The 17,966-nt window shown below is 54.5% G+C and carries 8 protein-coding genes; all 8 read right to left on the reverse strand.

Translation table 11 applies throughout. From position 1 onward, the window contains the following. Window positions 1-21: 21 nt before the first annotated feature. Window positions 22-1,344, reverse strand: a complete 1,323-nt coding sequence (locus QET93_RS01100) for an OmpA family protein (RefSeq protein WP_280132683.1) — start codon at window positions 1,342-1,344, stop codon at window positions 22-24. 33 nt (window positions 1,345-1,377) lie between these two features. Next, the gene (gene mpl, locus QET93_RS01105; RefSeq protein WP_280126606.1) at window positions 1,378-2,769 is read right to left on the reverse strand and encodes a UDP-N-acetylmuramate:L-alanyl-gamma-D-glutamyl-meso-diaminopimelate ligase; all 1,392 of its coding nucleotides are present in this window, start codon (window positions 2,767-2,769) and stop codon (window positions 1,378-1,380) included. A gap of 30 nt (window positions 2,770-2,799) precedes the next feature. Then, window positions 2,800-3,696 (reverse strand): haloacid dehalogenase-like hydrolase, encoded by an 897-nt coding sequence (locus QET93_RS01110; RefSeq protein WP_280126605.1) that lies wholly within the window; start codon window positions 3,694-3,696, stop codon window positions 2,800-2,802. 5 nt (window positions 3,697-3,701) lie between these two features. Next, the gene (lptB, locus tag QET93_RS01115) at window positions 3,702-4,448 is read right to left on the reverse strand and encodes an LPS export ABC transporter ATP-binding protein (RefSeq protein WP_280126604.1); all 747 of its coding nucleotides are present in this window, start codon (window positions 4,446-4,448) and stop codon (window positions 3,702-3,704) included. A 4-nt stretch (window positions 4,449-4,452) separates the two neighbouring features. Further along, window positions 4,453-5,427, reverse strand: a complete 975-nt coding sequence (locus QET93_RS01120; protein ID WP_322190049.1) for an LptA/OstA family protein — start codon at window positions 5,425-5,427, stop codon at window positions 4,453-4,455. Next, window positions 5,424-5,924: an LPS export ABC transporter periplasmic protein LptC gene (gene lptC, locus QET93_RS01125; RefSeq protein ID WP_280132684.1), complete on the reverse strand. Its 501-nt coding sequence runs from the start codon at window positions 5,922-5,924 to the stop codon at window positions 5,424-5,426. The genes QET93_RS01120 and lptC overlap by 4 nt, the downstream gene beginning before the upstream one ends. After that, entirely contained in the window at window positions 5,918-6,736 is an 819-nt protein-coding gene (gene kdsA, locus QET93_RS01130; protein WP_280126601.1) for a 3-deoxy-8-phosphooctulonate synthase, read from the reverse strand. The genes lptC and kdsA overlap by 7 nt, the downstream gene beginning before the upstream one ends. Window positions 6,737-6,857: 121 nt before the next feature. Continuing rightward, window positions 6,858-17,870 (reverse strand): autotransporter-associated beta strand repeat-containing protein, encoded by an 11,013-nt coding sequence (locus tag QET93_RS01135; RefSeq protein WP_322190050.1) that lies wholly within the window; start codon window positions 17,868-17,870, stop codon window positions 6,858-6,860. Window positions 17,871-17,966: the final 96 nt, after the last annotated feature.

Genomic DNA, 17,966 nt, shown 5'->3' on the forward strand with positions numbered 1-17,966 from the left:
GCCTAGTCCCTCTATCCCAGCTTAAAAGTCGAGGTACATTTCAGCTCTCCTGTTTTCACTGCGCACCTCGTCGATTGTCCGGATATCCGTCCCAGGGGAATATGTCCTCCGGGGATGAGACTTCCCGAAGCCTTTAGTAGAAATCTTGTCCGGCGACACGCCGCGCTCCACAAGAATCTTCTTCACCGCCAGCGCACGGCGCTCGGATAGAGAATTGTTATAGGCATCACTGCCGACATCATCGGTGTGGCCGCTGATCTCCAATTTCTTGTTCCCTTCCATCATAATCACTTCCGCCACAATTTCCAACTGCCGCACGGAGCGCGGCGTCAATGTGTCCTCATTAAACCCGAAAAACAGAGCGATGGAATCACCACCCTTGGGATTCTTGACCAATGGAAAGTACACGGAGTCCCCATCGGAAAACCTCTTGGCATAATCATCCAGAAGACTATCCAACGCCACTTCCGTTACCATCCACTTTCCGGAAGAATTCTTTTGCATCGTCAATCCCATGTTGCCGGAGGCATCCCCTTGCGGATTGGCCAGATAGACAAGAAATCCGGCATTCGAAGTATTCGAGAACATTCCACGGATTGGCATCTTCTGGCGCAGGTGGTAATTCCCGTCTTCAAACAGGATGCAAAGCCCCGCAATCGTTGCGTCGCTCACCTTCTCCGGATCGGAGAGTTTTCTGACCATTCTGTAATCCGCTTTGAGAGAAGCACGAACAAAGTCATAGGCAACGCCCAGAGGATCGGACAACGCAATTCCCCCTCCCTTGCCATCCTGTAATTCTTCGGCAGACGGCAGATTCACATCCGAAACCACCCACTTGCCGTCTTTCCCCTGAACTAAGTCTACAATTCCTTTCGCTCCATTACGGAAGTTGAGCAGATAACGCACCTTGCCATTATCGCTACCGATTTCCGTCACCGGGGTTCCCGGATTAAGAGGCACATGCCCTTTGGATAAAGCCTTGTTAAACTCGGCGGCAGCTTCTTCACTCATGATGGAGTGCGCCACGAAATCCTCCGTCGTCATCGCCTCGCCTCCTTCGAGGACGCGCATCAGAGCATGAATCAGGTTGGACGAACTCTTCTGGATGCGGGCACTTTCAAAACGGGGGGCATTGACTTTGCCATCGTCCTGTTTGGAAGGGTTATCCACATCGACTACCGGCTGGGGCAAGACACGTGGAGGCTCTTCATTTTCAACAGGTTGAGATGTAGGAATCGGTATATATCCTTTTGGTTCCGCCCGTTTCCAAGTAAACAAGGCGACCAGGCTTCCTACAACGATAAAGCTGATAACAAATGCGATAATGGTAGATTTTTGGTTCACGGCAGAACTCCCCTTTAATGGAATACTATGATCTTATGATCTCTCTTTCAACGATTGAAGAATTTTTTCATGAATACCCTCAAATCCGCCGTTACTCATGACAAGTACGACGTCACCCGTTTGGGCTTTTTCCTTCACAAAATTGACAATGGCATCAGCCTTCGCTCCCACATAGGAGATTTTTCCAGTAGCAGCCAAATCGGCGGCGAGCATCTCTTCATCCAGTCTTTCCTCCTTAGCCACCTTTTCAGGATGGTCTACTGCCGCCACGACCGGCACGTCCGCACAAGCCATAGCTTCGGCCAGTTCCTTCTGGAAGATATTCCTGCGAGACGTATTGGAGCGCGGTTCGAACAACGCCCAAATACGGGACTGAGGATAGCGCTGGCGCAATGCCTCAATGGACTTCCGTATGGCCGTCGGATGATGGGCAAAGTCGTCAATGACGGCAATTCCGTCCACTACGCCACGTTCCTCCTGCCTCCGGGCCACGCCTAAAAACTGTTTCATTCCTTCCCGGAGCACACTCGGTTCAAGACCGGCAAACCGCGCAGCTGTCAGAGCCATGGCTGCATTATACACATTGCATTCCCCAACCATCGGCACAAAATACCTTTCTCCATCCAGAGTGAAAAACGAGCCTTCTTTCCTGCAATCGACATCTTCAATCCTCATATCGGACTGCTCGGAAAAACCAAGCGTCTTGACAGGACACGGAGGATGATCCCTCACAACTTCCATGCAATTCTTGTCATCGGCATTCACAATAGCCAGCCCATTGCGGGGAACAACACGAAGAAGACGCTTAAAACTCGTCATGATCTCCTTCTCGCTCTCATAGATATCCGCATGATCGAACTCAATGTTGTTCATGATCACCAACTCGGGCAAATAATGCAGAAACTTCGACCGCTTGTCGAAAAATGCCGTATCGTATTCATCCCCTTCCAAAACGCAAAATTCGGATTCGGTAAAGCGTCCTCCCCTCTTGAGGTTGCGGGAAATCCCCCCGATCATGAATCCCGGATTCAGACCGGCATACTCCATCAGCCAGGCCAGCATTGAAGTCGTCGTCGTCTTGCCGTGCGTTCCTGTTACCACATAGTTCCTTTTACCGCGCAGGAAATATTCCTTCATCGTCTCCGGCAGGGAGAGATAGCGTCTTCTGCTCTCCAGAACGGCTTCCACTTCATCATTGCCACGGCTCATTGCATTGCCAATCACGATCACATCCGCAGAATCCGGGACATTGTCCCCCTTGTAGCCTTCAAAAATCGTAATTCCTTCCGATTCCAGAAACGTTGACATAGGAGGATAGACCTTTTCATCCGTGCCCGTTACTTTATACCCCTTCCTGGCCATCGCTGCCGCAACCGCCCCCATGGCCGTACCACATATCCCTAAAAAGTGAAAATGCTGATTCATATATCTATAAAAAATTAACTCACTGAATTGTTAAAATTGAATGGAAGTTCCCCGGGCATCCTCCTGTTCCCGGGTTCGACGGCGCACGATACCGTCGGCTATATCGGATACGAGAGCGCCCAAAATACGGCTCAAATGGCTATCCGGACGATAATCCGCAGGAGCCATAAAATTAACCCGGTCTGATGAAGAACTCAGATTGTAACACTTGCGGAAGCTCAATCCGGACTCGTCATCGGGATTGTATACGGCTATTGCATGCCCGCCGTTATGGCGCATCACCGTAAAACACGGTACGTCCGTCGGCCCGTCTCCCACGTAAATCATATTGCGGAACGGCACAGGGCGCATGTCCTCCGCCATATGGTCGTTGACGTCCTGGCTGTAATCGAGAAGCCCCTTGTTGATACGGAAAAGGAATTGCGTCTTCGTCGTATGGGAAATAACACGCTTGGGAAAATCGATCGCTCCGTTGCTCTCGCTGAATTCGCATCCGAATACCGCCTTGAAATACGGACGAATCGCTGCGCCGTCAATCAAGGCTTTCAATCCGGACGATATGATATAATACTCCAGTTTAATTCCCATCTCCCGGTGCTTTTCCGTCAAGGCCACTTCTGGAAGCCATTTGAAAAAATCCGGCAATCCCGGATAAAATGTCAGGCGTTGGCCCAAGTTCTCCAGCATGGCGTTACTGACTTGGTCCAGGCTCAATGCATCAAGCAACGCCTTCAGATATCCGAGTTCTCCATCCCATTGTTCGCGGGAAACGAATTCGTTGCAATTCTTCCAGAATTCACGAGCACTGATACCGAATTCAGGAAAGATCGCTTCGTCCTGCATGTAATGAGGACTCAACGTCTGGTCGTAGTCGAAAACGAGAGCAATGGTATTCTGGGGAACCGACATGGAGGGAGTAGAAAACATGGGATTTACATCCGGAATTGTTCGCCAAGATACTGTTTACGGGCTATCGGGTCATTGGCGATTTCCGAAGACGTCCCGTGCTTGATCACCCTGCCTTCAAACAGAATGTACGCCCGGTCGACAATATGAAGAGTCTCCCGGACATTGTGATCGGTGATCAGGATGGACAATCCGTCCTTCTCCCTCAATTCCATGACGATTTTCTGGATGTCCGACACGGCAATCGGATCTACGCCACTGAAAGGTTCGTCCAGCATCAACAGACAAGGATTGCTCGCCAAGGCACGCGCTATGGTCAATCGGCGCTTTTCACCACCGGACAACTGGATAGCCATTGATTCGCGGATCTTGGTAATCCCGAAACGGTCCATTAATTCATCAGCCCGCAACTTACGCTGGGCAGGAGTTAAATCCTTACGCGTCTCCAAAATAGCCATCAGATTGTCCTCCACGGACAATTTGCGGAAAATCGACTCTTCCTGCGGCAAATATCCCATCCCACGCCTGGCCCGCAGATGCATCGGAAGCATGGTGATGTCTTCCCCTTGGAAGACAACCTTGCCTTCATCCGGCCTCACTAATCCCGCCACCATATAAAACGACGTCGTCTTGCCGGCACCGTTGGGACCAAGCAATCCGACAATTTCTCCCGGACCGACCGTCAAACAAACATTGTCGACAACTTTGCGGGTCTTGTACGTTTTGCACAAACCGGATGCTTCGAGGAGATAATCGGGAGAATCGCTGTTCACAGAGTTATTTCCGGTTTGGTTTGTGATCTGACGAACCGAATCCGGATTTCTGATCCCGGATATTGCGTAATTTCGTCGTCCATTTACCGACGAACACCACGGCTCCGTTTTCCGTTACGCGTATGTAGGCATTGGGATCATTCGTTACCGAGTTATGCGTCATGTACTGTACCATCATCGGCAACCCCGTCATCAGGATTTCACCGGTCAGGGCATTATAGGTAGCTCGTTGTGCACGCGCCCAATAAACCTCTCCTTTGTCATCCTTGCTGTTCATGACCACATTGCCTTCCGCCGTCATCTTTTTAATCCCGTCAAAATTGACATTCAACGTATCCGCCGGAGTTTTGGGAGACAAATGCTTGCTCTCTTGACCCTTCTCCGTTCCGTCTCGGGATTCGTCTTCCTTTTTGGGTTCACCGCCTTTTTTCTCTTGAGGGGGACCTTCATGAAGGTAAACCTTAAGCTGCCGGTCGCAATCCAGATTGAGACGCGGATCACGGACTTTGACATTACCTATGTAAACAACCAATCCCTGCGACGAGTCGAAATAGATCCCTTTGTCGCAGTCAATCAACATATCCTCTGCCGAATTGATTGGCTTATCTTCCACAGCAATTGCCGGACGAGCATGCACGGCCAGAGAAATTTCAATTCCTTGCTCCTTGCAAAAATCCAGAACATCTTTGTCGATGCGGGCCGCTTCTTGTTTCAGGGATTCGTCAAGCCGTACGGTATCGTCGACAAGTTTTCCAAATGGCTTGGCATCAAATCCGGTTTCCTTTTCCAGAGCAGCTCGTTCGCCAGCCGTCAACACCCGAATATCGGAGGCCGGATAATCAACTTTTCCCGGTTCCTCCAGTTCCGTCTTGGTCGGCGCGTTCTTTTCCAGTTCCACCAAATAATCCGGGTCACCTGCAGCAAAGGACGACAGGCACATCCCGATCAAACAGGTCGTCGTTAAACTCTTTTTCATCATTGGGAATCCTTCTTCATTTTGCCCATTCGTATCCGCGATTTCACCGGTCCTTTAAGGAACCCGACATTGCGTCCGGAATGGAATCTCAATCCCGTGCCTTCCGCACGGAACCGTTCATCGTCAATAATTGTCTTTTGATCCGATACAAGGCATTCCGTATCGAAAAAATAGGAAGCGTTCAGCGTAAACATCCGGGTCATCTCATGACCGTCATCGGCAAACAGGTAGACATTCACCTTGTCTCCCGATAATTCCGTCTCGCTGATCACCTTCATCAACACCGAAGTAATCAAAGCCGTCTTACGGCGGTTCTCATACTGCGGTATACTCACGTTCGTCAACTCGCTACCCGGGGGCAGAAGATCCAATGCCGGAAATTTTTTGTCCACCGGCACCAAAGGACTGTTGTCCATAAATGGAGACGGCGTATCATTCGACAGGGAAATTCCCCCGGCGGCAACGAGCATGATAACAATTCTGGCAACACTCTTTACCATGGTCGCGCAGCTTTGCGGATAGCTTCCAATCGAACAAGCACCCCCTCCAAAAGACGCAGGGGAATTTGGTTCGGTCCATCGGACAAGGCATGTTCAGGATCTTTGTGCACTTCCATGAACACACCGTCAATTCCCACTGCCATCGCAGCAGAAGCCAGAACGGGAGCAAGTTCACTGTCTCCTCCCGTCGTCCCGCCAAGTCCGCCGGGTCTCTGTACGGAATGCGTTGCATCAAACACGACAGGAAAACCTTCCTGGCGCATCCAGTACAATCCGCGCATATCCACAACCAAATTATTATAACCGAACGTCGTACCGCGTTCGCATATCATGAATTGCTCACACCCGAAAGCGCGCATCTTGCCGGCAATATTCACCGTATCCCACGGAGCCAGGAACTGTCCCTTCTTGATATTTACGGCCCGGCCTGTCTTGGCGCACGCTTCCAGCAAATCCGTCTGGCGGCAGAGAAAAGCCGGGACTTGGAGCATATCGACATATTCTGCGGCAATTTCCGCCTCACGGGAAGTATGAACATCCGTCACGACGGGAATATTGAGTTCTTTCCCGATTTCACTCAGGATCCGACACCCCTCATGCACACCGGGACCCCGGAATGACGATACGGACGTCCGGTTGGCCTTATCGTAAGAAGCTTTAAATACAAGCGGGATATCCACACGGTCGGAGATTTCCTTGATGGCACGGGCCATCTCCCAAACGAACGGTTCGGATTCGAGAGAGCAAGGGCCAAGAATGTAAAAGGGACGTTCTCCGCCTATTTCGACGGATTGAATGGAAAAGGGATTCATGCAGACAATAAATCTTCTTTCCATATCATGCCGAGATATCCCCCCCCGGTCAAGCAGAGATGCCGTCCCGTGGCTGATTCCACGAAACGGCATCCCCGGCTTTAATTTGTTCCCGACTGCGTTAGAAGTTGTAACGATAGCCGATGCTGCCGCTCGCCGACGTCATACGGCTGCGGATGTCTGCCGTAGCATCCACGAATATCGTCCCGTTTTCGCCGGACGGCAGGCTCAACCCGGCTCCGAACTGGAGCCCCGTCGTCCCCGCCTTGCTTCCCTTCACCTGCCGGCTGAACCCGGGATTGGACAGGAATCCTACGTTGCCTTCGCTGCGCGTGTCGCCCAGGTCCTGCGCCACCTGCACCCGGAGTTCCCCTAGCGATTCGCGACCGAACACGTTCCCGCCGATGATCCCCATCAGACGTCCGCCCACGGACACCGTCGCCGACGTCCCTTCAAGACCGCTCACCCGGAGACCCGCGTTGCCGGCTCCCGTCTCATTGTAGTCGTCCACTTCATTGCGCATCACGCTCACGTTGACCAGCGGCTGGAAGATCGCATTGTTCTCTTCGTTCAAGGCAATGTCGTAGGTCGCTTCGTACATCGCTCCATACGTGGAACCGCTCGTCGAGCCGTGTCCCGTGTAGCTGCCTTCTCCGTAGTTGACGGTACGGTCGACCGTTCCGTCGCTCCAACCCGCCGTCACGATGAAGTTGTGACCCCACTTGCCCTTCTGGTACCGGGCGAACAGGTTCGCGTAGTAGATGTCCAGGTCGCCGCTCAAAGTGTCGGCTCCGTTCGACGTCAGCTTGCCGTAGCTCGCCGACATCGCCAGCCCCACCGTGAGCCTTTCGCTCAGGTTCGTGTCCACACCGAAGGTTCCTCCCCAGGTATTGTATTTGTAACCGGCGAAGTCGCCCGACTCCGTCAGGCTGTTATACGTCCCCGTGGCCTGTACCCAGGCGTTCCACAGCGGCAGTTCGCCGTCGTAGTTGTACCCTTCGGGAAGCCCCATGGTCGTCATCCGGTTGCGCAGCAGAGTCTGCTGGTAGCGGTAGTCCGCCTGCTGGGCTCCCAGAAGGCTCGTTACCGTGCTGCCGGCGGCGGCGGCCATCTTGTGGCTGGCCGAGGAGGCACTGCCCGTCTTGATGTCGTCCATGATGGAGGAGAGGAGCAAGTCGAGATTGCTGCCGCTCTTCTGCAGTCCGGCGTTCCAAATGAGGCCGGCCCCGGCCTTGGCCGTTTCGGATCCGGCGTATTGATCCAGCGTATTGACTTTGTTGAGGACGGGGGTTGCCAGGAGCTGGCGGCCGTCGTGGCCGATGGAGAGGTCGGCCGACGTGTAGAACAGTGAAATGCTCTTCTCAAACGTCACCGTCCAGTCTGTGAAATCCGTCCCGCTTCCCAGCGTTTGGCCGGAGACGTTCAGGAAACCTCCCGTCGCGTCCATCACGACCAGGTCGGACAACGGCGCATTCCAGCCTTCGGAATCGTGGTTGATGAACCGCAGGGACATGCGTTCCGGCAGCGTCACCGTACCCGTGGCGGATACCGACGTGTTGTCGATCCCCGGAGCCGCTACCGTCGTCAGGAGGGAGCCTTCGCCGAAGGCCGCGTTCCCGGAGATGTCCAGTTTCATATGGCCCACCGTAGAGGCGGGATCCGATGTCCCGAGAACCAGGCTCCCCCCTCCATGGACCAGAAGGCCGGAGGACTTCGCGTTGTTCTTCAGGACGAGTTCCGCCCCGTCGTTCACCGCCAGATGTCCGTAGGAAGCCGTGCCGGACGGGAGGTCCACGACAAGGCGGCCGCCCTGGACGTCAAGACTCAACGAGTCATTGCTCATGGCAAGCGTCTGCGTCCCCGTACCGGCCTTCGCCAACGTACCCCGGCCTTCCATCGCGAAGGAAATCGTTCCTTCGCCATTGCCTGTGAGTTTCAGGACGGCAGGCGCCGCGTCGACTCCCTGGAAGTCGACCGTACCCGGGCCTGTCAGGTAGCCCATTTCGATGGTTTCGCCGCCGCCGATGTACAACCCGGCATGTTCCTGAAGGTTCAGCGTGGTATCGGAGGACAGGCTTCCCGTGCCGACAAGCAGCGTTCCGCCGGCCATGTCCAGCGTGCCGGAGCCCGTCACCTGCGTATCGAGCACCGTATTGCCGGCTCCCGTCAGCGTCAGCCTGGAGGCCTCTCCCGAAAGGGATAAAGCGCCGCTGCCCTTCAGACTTTCGGTCTTGCCGGTTCCACCGATCACGGTCATGGCTCCCTCCCTGCCCGTATCAAGGGTTCCGAAGGAACTCGTCCCGTTGAGCGTCAGCGTGCCTTCGGACGTTGTTACCGTACCGCTCGTCGAAAACGATCCATTGATCGTCAATCCCGCCGCGCCCGTCTTGATAAAGTCCGCACTGCCGCCGGCGATGTTGCCGTCATAGACCGTATCGAGCTTCTCGCCTTCCGTGTTCAGACCGTTGACGAAGTTGATCTTCGCCGCCCCGGATCCGGGATCAGCGTTGGCAACGGTGATGGTATAGACCGTTCCATCTTCGCCAAGACCCCCGAGCAGGTTTTCCACCTTCAACCCGGCGGGATGGCCGCTGCCCGCCGCGGGAGCCCCGGACAGGCTGATGTCCAGATCCTCGTCGATCACCACCGCCTTGTACGCGTCGAGATAGTTGTAATGCGTGCCCGCGTTAAGCTGACCCTTGTCGTCCGACGCGAAATAAACGTCTCCGCCCGCCGTGATCGCCACCTGGCCGTCGGACAGGTACGAATCGAACTGGGCCTGGCTGATATCGACCGTCTTCACGGCGTAGCCGAGGTACTGGAGCAACGGATTGAAACGGATGGACTTGAGCCATGCCAGGGATCCTTCGGAAAGATCGCTGTAGCCGTTGAAGGTGGCGCTATGCGTCTGCGGAGCATCGGCAACGAGCCGGCCGTTGGTGAGCTGCAGCAGGACGGTCGTGCCCTCCAGATTGTTCCGTGAGATCGACTTCTGCAGGTCGAGCGTCAGGCCCAATGTCAGGGAACCCAGGGAGACGTCATGTCCGGCGGCTGACGCCCCGGCATCGGAACCGAAGACGATGACGCCATCGGCGCGTCCGGAAGAGCCGGGCACATAGTTGTTCTCACCCAGCATGAGCGTCGTCGGACCTTCCAGCGTCAGGTTGCCCGAACCGATGCCGCTGATCGTCGTGGCACGGTAGGGAGAAATATCCGTCTTAACCGGCACGAGGATGGAGGCAATGGCAGATGCCTTCAAACCTCCCAGATCAATGCCGGCCACTCCTTCATGGGCCAGGATGGAGACATTGGAATCGGAAACATAGCCCGAGGCCCGGGTCAGGCTGCCGTTCTTAATCGTGATGGCGTTGGCAATGCCCAGGCCGCCCAGATCGGCCGAGGCGGAGTCGCCGTCGACGACAAGGCCGCCCTTGGCGAGAGCCGAGGAGGAACTCAGTTCGACAACGCCTTCCGTCACCGTCAGGGTGCCGTCCCACTGGGTGTCTCCTTCATTCGTGCCGGACAGCACAAGTGAACCGGCTCCGCTCTTGGTCATGACTCCGCTGCCGGACAATGCTCCCGACAAGGAGATGGAAAGCCCCTGCCCCACATCGACGGTAGAACCGCCTTTGTCGGCCGTACCGGCCAGAACAAGCGTATGATCCGAACTCCAGGAGGTCGCCGCACTTAAAACTCCGTTCCCCAGCGTCACCGTTCCGGGAGTTCCTGTAATACCGGAAGCTCCCAAGACAAGTTTGCCTCCATGAACGGTCAAGGCCGAATCCTCCGACCCGAACTGGATGCCCGACAGCGCAGCTTCGCCTCCGTTGATCGTCAATTGTCCGGAACCATTCTGGCCGAGAATGGCGGTTGCATCGGCGGCGTCCAAGGTTCCCTTATCAAGAATCAGAGCGCCGGAAAAACCTTCCGTCCCCAGTTCCAGGGAATCCTTCACACGAACGGAGCCTTCCGAATCCGCCGATCCAATCTTCAGCGTAGCGCTGGCCGTCAGACGTAGATTGGCGACATCGATGTCATTGGTCGTCAACAGAGTAACGTCGGATATTCCGTCTGGCTTGTAACCGGACATCACCAGCCAGCCGTCAGCCATGGAGAACTTGCCGGAAAAGGTATCGTCGCCGTTCTGGAGTTTCAGAAGCAGGGAGCCGCCATCGTTCTTCTCCACTGTCCCAAGGATTCCCGACAAGCGACCGCCGATGGCGATTTCCTGATCGGCTCCCGTATTGGACAATGCCAGCGTAGAATCCTCGTCAACACTCACCGTACCAGTCAACACGGAGGTATGATTGATTCCTGCCAGGGCGACAGTTCCCGCCCCTTCTACGGAAATAGAGGCATCTTTGATGTCTTCGCCCTGAGTCAGGGTCAAACGGTCTTCTGCTGCCACTGTGCCGACCGAGAAGGAAACGCCTTCCGCGGAAAGACGGTTGTCCAGAGTCACGTCTCCCTTGGCAAGGAGAGTCCCGCCCGAAGTCGTTTCATTGGCCCGGAACGTGATCAGTCCGGAGCCGAGAGCATCATCGTTGGTCACAACGACCGTACCGCCCTCCAGACGGGTTCCGCCCTCGTACGTATTGTGCGTTTCAATCGTCAACTGGCCGCCGCCCTGCTTTGTCAGGATGGCGGTTCCGGTGATATTGGCATCGGAATCTCCGGCAAAGACGAAGGAATTGGCATCTCCCGACTCGTTACTCACCGTCACCGACTTGGGCGTCACGTCACCGACAATCGTGACGGTGTGATTGAAGTCATGGCTCTGGCTCGTACTGACAAACCACAGCACCTGGTTATCCGGACCATACTGGAGACTTTCCGATTCATCGGCATCCCAGACCTCTCCCGGACTTTCGTTCACACCCTTCCATACGGCATTCGTATCTCCCGCCTGCCCCTTCCACGTCCACGAGACAATGGTCGAAACACGGAGGACGACAGTATTGTCCACCATGTCCATCAGGAAACCGCGCGTACTCGTATCCGACAAAACGTATTTGAAATCACCAAGGCTCAGAAGGTCATTCCCGGTAAACAACTGATACGTTCCGGGGGTCAAATCCTGATACCCTGACAGGACGAGGTTCTTGTCAGCCGTCGACTCATTGGTAAACGTGCCGCTCAGGGATACGAAGGACGCATCCCCGGTTTCCCGGCCGGCCATGTTCATGGTCAATACGGAATTGCCCGTCAGCGTCAAATTCGTCGAGGACAGGACGCCCGTGCCGGACATCGTGATATTCCCCAGTCTCGGAGAAGCCAGCGCCGTATCGTCGAACTTCAGCATCCCGCCGGACACCGTCGTCAGGCCCGTATACGTCGGCTGGGTCTTGATCACCACAGTCCCGTTCCCCGTTTTCGTGACGGCACCGCCGCCGCTCAGCACGCTTTCAATCGTACCGGAAGACAACAGGGCAGTCGTACCTTCCTTCAAATGGAGGGCGTCCCCCTTCAGGGTTCCGCCATCCATCTTCAGCGTCCCGGCATACGCGCTTCCGCCGGCAACGGTTGTCTCGCCCGTCACCGAAAGTGCATTCTCAATAGCCAGGTTATCCAGATCAAGCGTACCGCCGGAAAGGGTAACCGTACTGCCGGAAAAAGCCTTGAGGCCGCCTGCTTTCAGCGTCCCTCCGGAAACCGTCGTCGTTCCCGCGTAGGTATTCTCCCCGGTCAGCACGACCGTACCCTCTCCCGACTTCTCAATCCCTCCGTCCCCGGAAAGAACGTTGGCTATCGAACCGCTCTTCAACTGAGCCGTCTTGCCTTCCGCCAAATTGACGGCATCACCCGTCAGCGTACCTCCGTCAAGCGTCAACACTCCCGCATAGGCGGAGCCTCCGTTCAATACGGCCGTACCCGATACCGTCACTCCGTTGGCTGCCGCTTTGCCGTCCAGATCCAGCGTTCCGCCGGCAAGGACTACCGTACCCGTGCCGAAACCGGACACATGGCCCGCCTTCAAAGTCCCGTCGGAAACCGTCGTCGTGCCCGCATAGGTACTGGCACCCGACATGGTCAGCGTCCCGGCTCCGGTCTTGACGAAATTCCCCGAGGAAATGATCCCGGACAGGGTCACTTCATTGCCGTTGGTATCCAGCGTCAGTTCCTTGTCGGCGGCGATATCCAACAAACCGGAGATATCCTTGTCATTGCCCGTGCCGTCCCACCTCAGCGTCCCCTTCGACGAGGCCGCATCCGTACCGCCTATCGTGATTTTCGACGCAGCCTCCATCGCATCAAACGCCGTCGATGAGAACAACAGCGTACCGCCATTGCTCAACATGACGCTGCCTTTGCCGACGGATGAAGCGCCCTGCGCCTTCAGGACGGAGCCCGTTCCCTGGACGGTGATGCTGCCCGTACTGTCGGAGGCTCCCGTCACGGTAAGCGCCCCTCCCGTCAAGAGCAGGGAACCCGCTCCGGACAAGGACGCGATACTCTCGTCCGAAGCCAGCGCTACCGACAAGATTCTCCCGGACGTTACCACATTCACCGTCGAAGAACCGAGAGAGACAACCGACGTCGTCCCCGCCCCGCCCTTCACGTTCATCGTATCGAAACCCGAGAATTTCGCCAGAAGAGCCGATACATTGTCCAAATTCAGGACTTTGTCGCCCGTCACGGCACCCGTCCCCGCCGATCCGCCATAAATCGTTCCCGTGTAATCATAGAAGCGGTCTCCTGCTGCAACGTCCGAAATCGTCACGTTCGTACCGGCGCCGATCGTACCGTTCCCGTAGTTCCCGCCATAAATCGCGTTGTTGTGCTTAACCAGCAGATCCTTACCGATGAAAATATGAGTCGATCCACCGACGCCCCGGTCGTGCTCGGCGCTGCCGCCCACAATCAGCCGGGCCTCATTCATGTCGATCGTGCCACCCTCCAGATTCAACGTCGTATTGCCGGTCACTCCTCCGGCCCAGCCGCCGCCGGCCAGATCGGCACCGACTCCCGTCAAAGGAACTCCGGATCCATCCAATTCACCTACCAAAGTACCGCTCTTGAACGTTACGGTCGAATCTCCGGACACAACACCATACAACCCGGCACCGAAAATACGCATTGCCTGGTTGGCCGCATCCACGGCATCCAGATCAGCTCCCGCACCATACGTTTCGCCGAACACGACATTCGTATTGCCGGCAACCCCCACATCCGTCGCCCCCGAGGCAAGCTGGCTGCCGCCGACAATGATCAACCGCTTGTCCGCACTGCCGGATACCGAAACCGACGTATTGCCGCCCACGGATATCAAATTGCCCCCGCCAAAAATACGGCTGGAAGAACTGATGCCCGTCACCACAATATTCGTATTGCCGGCTACCGTCGCTCCAGCCCCGGAACCGCCCCCGTAAATCACGTTGCGGAACGTGCCCGACTTGATCGTAACATTCGTATTGCCGCCAACCGAAACCGTCCCGTTACCGCCGGATTTGTGTCCGCCGCCGATAACAAGATTGTTGTACGTTCCTCCGTCAATCGTCACATGGGTATCACCCAGCACATTGACTTGAGCATTAGCACTGCCGCCTCCCGAAATCAGGCCGCCGCCTGCAATCACCCCGGAAAACGTCACATCAGCCGGTGCAGTGACCGATACATTACCATCTCCATTAATGGTGAGATTGGGACTTCCCCCGCCTTCTGCTCCGATATGCGAACCGCCGTAAATATTCTTGGCAAAGATTCCCGATTGGCCGGCCTCCAAATCCACGGTAATGTACGTACTTCCGCCATGAATCAGAGCAGACGCAGTGTTTTTCATCGTTGAACCGCCAAACACGTTACCCGCGGTCGTTTGCACATTGGCAATCGTAATATGAGTATCCCCGGTAAAGTTGACACTGACATTGTCCGGAGAGTAACCGCCCCCGTAAACATTGCCATTCATATGGGAAAGATACCCTCCGGAACCATTTAAAATCTGGGCATTCTCTCCAATGTAAATATAGGAACTCCCCGTCATACTGGCTCCAAACGCCGGTCCCATGCCCATGACGAGATTGGCCGTCGTATCACCAATCAACTGGACATGAGTATCCCCTACAAACGGTCTGTTTTCACCGGTGCCCCAACTGTTGACATTGGCTCCGACAATCATTTGAAAAGCTCCGCCACGAACATCCATCCACACGTTTTTCGTAATCGTCACAGTCTTGTCCGTTGCTCCGGAGCCATCGGACAACCTGCCGCCGGCCAGGATGAGATTGTTTCCCGTCGCATCTGTAATCACCACTGCCGCCGATGCGGATCCCGTCGAATCCGTATAAAAATATTTGGCATCGGTTTGCCCGGAAAGGCTGAAAGAAGCCGTCAGCGATTCCGGCACAGCATATCCGGGAGGATTCTGGCTTCCCCAGCTTTGATCATACCAGGTTATGGTTTGATAGCCGTCCGCTTCGAGCGCTGTCGTATTCAGAGAAACTTGAATCGTATTATCGTTCAGAGTGAGGGTTGTATAGGAATCGGCCGCCACGCTCTCTCCATTATTCAACAATCCCAACGAAGCTCCGTTCTTGTAAAGATCGGCTGTTGTCAACCCGCCGCCGAGAACATAATCCCCGGCTTCCAATCGATCTCCCACAGCCAGCTCGACTGATGAAAAGTGGGCCTGGAACTGCTCGGCTGTCCCCAACAGGGAAACCGGTTCCTTTGATAAGGTAAGAATAAGAGAATTATCAGTCGATCCTCCCGTTGCCGTAATAAAATCATAGGCCTTGGTAAAATAACCGTTGCGCCAATCCAGCGTCGCTCCATTCAATGTCATGGAGCCGGAAGACAAAAACGATGTTGCGGCAGCGATGAGAGTCGACGACCCGTCGGCTGTAATATTCCCGGCTACCTTCCCATTGACAATATTAAGAGAGCCTCCTTTTAATTCCGTTCCTCCTTCATGGGCTGCAAGATTATTCAGGACAAGCGTTCCGCCCCCTGTCTTGATCAGTTTACCGGCACCGTCCAATCCGTGATTCAACGTAATCGTATACCCATTGGTATCGAATGTCGTACCTGCGGTACTCATCATATGCAATGTGACATTGCCGGAACCGGAGACTTGAGAACTGCTGGCAGTTTCCCAATCGGCAGAGGCTTTGACCGTTCCCTGCCCCAGATTCACGGCAGATGCGGCAAAATCAATGTCGCCTTTCTTAAAGCCCGCTTCAATTCCGTATAATCCACCCTCTCCGATCGTCAAAACGCCGGAACCGGCCCATCCATTCTCAGAATCGCCCAAATTCACGACATTGCTTTTGCCCCCGTTATCCATGTTCCCCGTCAGCATACGGTTTCTCCCAACCTTGAGACCATTAACGGTCAATTCTCCGGCAGTCAGGGTGATGATGGAATATCCATCGTTGGACATGGTCAGATTTTTATCGGAAACAACAGTTCCTCCCGAAATGTTCAGGTTGAAATGGGAATTCCCCAACGAGTAGTTGGTTAACTGGATCTGCTCCAAAAAGTGGACATATCCCCCCTGGACAACCTCAAGTGTTCCCACAGCCCCGGAACCGTTGGTTTCCATGGTATTCGTCGTCAGTTTTCCACTCACGGTCAGCGTCGTAAATAGAGAAGTCTTTCCATTGACGGTAATACCCAGAGAATCGGCTCCGCCACTAATGGTAGATGCGGTCGTTCTAAACGTTAAATCACTGTCAAACAATAATCCGGTACCGTCTCCAAAATGACTGGTCACTCCCGTCCATGTTTTGCCGCCGGGTACGGAAAGAGTCCCCGTTCCGGCGAGCGTAAATTCACAATTATCGGCAACATTGAATACTGACAAACTAATATCACCGGGAATCACCAGCTTGCCTCCGCTTACCGTCAATCCGGTGATTGAAGCGGTACTGGATGCCGACAGAGTCAAGGATTGATCGGCAGCATTAGCCGTCAACCCCGAACAGGCATTCTCCCCGATTGTCAGAGCAAATCCATTAACGCCATAGGTCCCGGAGGCTCCCAAATTCAGCTTGCCATCTCCTGTTTGCAAAAGACCCGCCTGCGCCGAATCCGTCAGCGTAACCTCTTTATCGTCGCCGAAAATAATAGACCCTTCGAAAGCCAGATCCTTCAAGTTATAGGACGTACCGAGTATATTGTAATAAATAGTACCCCAGCCTCCAAAAGCGTTGTTGAAATTTTCCAGAGTCAAATTCCCCCCCAAGGTCAGAGCTGCTCCCTGCTGAACCGTAATAACCTTTTCATTCTCCAGGACAAGCGTCCCGCTATCCAGTGTCAAGTTGCCCTGCATCAGAATAATGCCGTCCGCATGAACCTGCCCATTCCCCAACGACAAAGTGTAACTGCTATTCCCCGTAGCGGAGGAATACAGGACCGCCGCTTCCCGCGTCCCGCTCCAGGCATTTGTCCCCGGATCCGTCGCATTACTGCCCCATACATTCCCATTCCAGTTGCCGTCGGCCTCCACAAGGCGATATCTATACGTTCCCTGGTATGAATCCACCACCTGGAGTCCCGCCATTGTTCCTCGGGCCGAACCGCTTAAAACGTTGCCGATCTTGATCGTTCCTCCAATAACACCTTCCACAACCAGCGTATTCGTTCCGGGAGTCAAAGCCCCTTGACTGGCAGCCCGGTTCCCCCACGGCGTATTTCCCTCTACCGTATTCGTACCGTCGGATGTCCAATCCGTCCCATTGACATTCATCGCCGTAAACGTTCCTCCGTCGCCGGACATAATGATGTAAACCGTCGAAGAAATATAGGGCACTCCTGCGATCGTCACCGTATAGGCGGTCGTAGAATTGGTATCGATGTAATTGGAAAGAAGCTTGTCGGTTTCAGTCTCTTTGACTCCGGCAGTCCACGTTGAAATGGCCCTGGTCGAAGCAATTCGCAGGCCACTCAGGGCAGCACCGGAGTTACCCTTCGTCACATTATACCATTGATTAGCAACTGATGGCGTAATATTATTCCAATTATCGGCCTGAACGGTAAAGTCGGAACCGACAACTCCAATTTCTTCAGTTCCGCTAATGGGATTACCATTCACGGAAACAAAATTGACACTAAAACCGGTTGCCGTATCAGCAGAAACATGGGAATAGCAAGCCATAACGGCCGTTGCCAAAAGGAGGGGTAATCTGAGTTTCATCGTAGAAGAATTTGGATATTGTCTTCTAATAACAGTTTGGCAATCCGTTATCAAGGTCAAATTTCTCGCAGGAAATAGCCTCAATGTAGGTTTCTA

The sequence above is a fragment of the Akkermansia sp. N21116 genome (assembly GCF_029854705.2).
Taxonomy (GTDB): domain Bacteria; phylum Verrucomicrobiota; class Verrucomicrobiia; order Verrucomicrobiales; family Akkermansiaceae; genus Akkermansia.

Bases quoted from the DNA above. Each gene is read 5' to 3' on its own strand.
- mpl (WP_280126606.1), bottom strand. From the start codon at position 2,769: ATGAATCAGCATTTTCACTTTTTAGGGATATGTGGTACGGCCATGGGG.
- QET93_RS01110 (WP_280126605.1), bottom strand. From the start codon at position 3,696: ATGTTTTCTACTCCCTCCATGTCGGTTCCCCAGAATACCATTGCTCTC.
- QET93_RS01120 (WP_322190049.1), bottom strand. From the start codon at position 5,427: ATGATGAAAAAGAGTTTAACGACGACCTGTTTGATCGGGATGTGCCTG.
- lptC (WP_280132684.1), bottom strand. From the start codon at position 5,924: ATGGTAAAGAGTGTTGCCAGAATTGTTATCATGCTCGTTGCCGCCGGG.
- kdsA (WP_280126601.1), bottom strand. From the start codon at position 6,736: ATGAATCCCTTTTCCATTCAATCCGTCGAAATAGGCGGAGAACGTCCC.
- QET93_RS01135 (WP_322190050.1), bottom strand. From the start codon at position 17,870: ATGAAACTCAGATTACCCCTCCTTTTGGCAACGGCCGTTATGGCTTGC.